The 526-nt window shown below is 53.8% G+C and carries 1 rRNA gene; it reads right to left on the reverse strand.

What is annotated here, in order from left to right:
- A 23S ribosomal RNA gene (locus FE296_RS00235) occupies positions 1 to 526 on the reverse strand; the annotation flags it as partial.

Below are 526 nucleotides of genomic sequence, written 5' to 3' on the forward strand. Positions count from 1 at the left end.
AGGCTCCCACCTATCCTGTACAGATCGTACCCAAATTCAATATCAAGCTGCAGTAAAGCTCCATGGGGTCTTTCCGTCTTGTCGCGGGTAACCTGCATCTTCACAGGTATTAAAATTTCACCGGATCTCTCGTTGAGACAGCGCCCAAGTCGTTACGCCATTCGTGCGGGTCAGAATTTACCTGACAAGGAATTTCGCTACCTTAGGACCGTTATAGTTACGGCCGCCGTTTACTGGGGCTTCGGTTCACAGCTTCGGGATTGCTCCCTAACCACTCCCCTTAACCTTCCAGCACCGGGCAGGCGTCAGCCCGTATACTTCGCCTTACGGCTTCGCACAGACCTGTGTTTTTGCTAAACAGTCGCTTGGGCCTTTTCACTGCGGCCCCCTCGTGCTATTCACACTACCGGGGCACCCCTTCTCCCGAAGTTACGGGGTCATTTTGCCGAGTTCCTTAACGAGAGTTCTTCCGCGCGCCTTAGAATACTCTTCTCGCCTACCTGTGTCGGTTTGCGGTACGGGCACC

The organism is Paenibacillus sp. UASWS1643 (assembly GCF_008693195.1).
GTDB classification, from domain to species: domain Bacteria; phylum Bacillota; class Bacilli; order Paenibacillales; family Paenibacillaceae; genus Paenibacillus; species Paenibacillus amylolyticus_B.